We start from the raw sequence: 1469 nt of genomic DNA, 5'->3' as shown, positions 1-1469 counted from the left end.
TTAAYKWTAAAATTTAAAGCAAAATCATAATCTTACACAAAATTAGTTTTCAAATTGTCATATTGATGATTTTTTTTATTTCATCAAGAGTTTTCGACAAAATTAAAGAAAATAGATAAGTAGTTTTAAACTTATCTATTTTTTTTGTTTTCTTCAATTAAGTCGGTTCTAATTTTTTTCTCATAAGCAATACATCCATCAATAACAGATGTTTCGGCGTTTTTAGCTACACGAACAGGAATTTGGAAATAATCTGATAGAAATTCTTTAATTCCGGCAATTTGACCACATCCTCCAGTAACTAAAATTCCATTAGCAACAGCATCACCAGCTAACTCAGCTAGAGTTTTTTCTAAAACTTCGGTTATTAATTGTGTAATTGATGAAAAAATACTTATTAATAATTTCCTAATTTCTGAATCTAAAATTTCTGCTTCTTTTGGCATTCCTGTTACAACATTACGACCGAAAATAATCATTTTTTTATTTTCTTTTGTTTTGTATAATGAACCAATTTGTTTTTTAATTTGTTCAGCAGTAACAACACCAATTGAAATAGTATGCTTCGCACGAATATATTTTAAGATTTCTTCATCAATATAATTCCCAGCAGTTTTAATTGATTTACTTTCAACAATTCCACCAGCTGAGATAATAGCACAACTTGATTTTCCACCACCAATGTCTAAAATAAAAGTTCCTTTTGGTGCAAAAATATTTTCACCCGCTCCTAAGGCAGCCATTAATGAATCTTCCTCGATTTTTACAAAGTCAGCACCAATATTTTTACACATCTTGATTATTGCTTGTTTTTCTAAGTCTGTAACATTTTTGGGACATGCAATTAAAACAATAGCATTTTTTCATAAATCAGTTACTTTTGCTTTTTTCCCTATTTGTTGAATAAATTCTTCTGCAATAGTTAAATCCGTAACTGCTCCATTACGTAATGGTGAGTAAATTTCAATTTTATCGTGTGTTTTGCCAATTAACTTTTTAGCATCATCACCTAATGCTATTAGTTTCTTAGTTCCGATTTCATATGCCATTACTGATGCTTCATTAAAAATAATGCCTCTCCCAGCAACATAAGCAATCGAATTAGTAGTTCCTAAATCGATAGCAATGAATTTCCGGGGTGCTTTTGGCGAAATGTTAAATGTATTTTTCAATACGTCTGATATTGCCATCTTTAAAATGTCTCCTTCCGTTTATTGCTTCGTTAAAAAACATAGCAATAATAATAACATAATAATAACATAATAATAACATAATAATTTTCTTAAATATTAAACCCTTTATTTGTTATAAAACATTCAATATCAAGTAACTTTATTATATAAAATCTGGTATAATTTGCAATTAAAAACTTTAATTTTGTCGAAAACTCTTGATGAAATAAAAAAAATCATCAATATGACAATTTGAAAACTAATTTTGTGTAAGATTATGATTTTGCTTTAAATTTA

At 27.6% G+C, this 1469-nt stretch carries 1 protein-coding gene; it reads right to left on the bottom strand.

The features are described from left to right. Positions 1 to 131 precede the first annotated feature (131 nt). Entirely contained in the window at positions 132 to 1190 is a 1059-nt protein-coding gene (locus EHV01_RS05515; RefSeq protein ID WP_400248762.1) for a rod shape-determining protein, read from the bottom strand. Positions 1191 to 1469: the final 279 nt, after the last annotated feature.

Origin of the sequence: Spiroplasma sp. hy2 (assembly GCF_044714365.1) — a bacterium.
In the GTDB taxonomy this organism is placed as follows: Bacteria; Bacillota_I; Bacilli_A; order Mycoplasmatales; family Mycoplasmataceae; genus Spiroplasma; species Spiroplasma phoeniceum.
The sequence above is the reverse complement of the archived record's forward strand: the minus strand, read 5'-3'. Positions and strand labels throughout refer to the sequence as shown.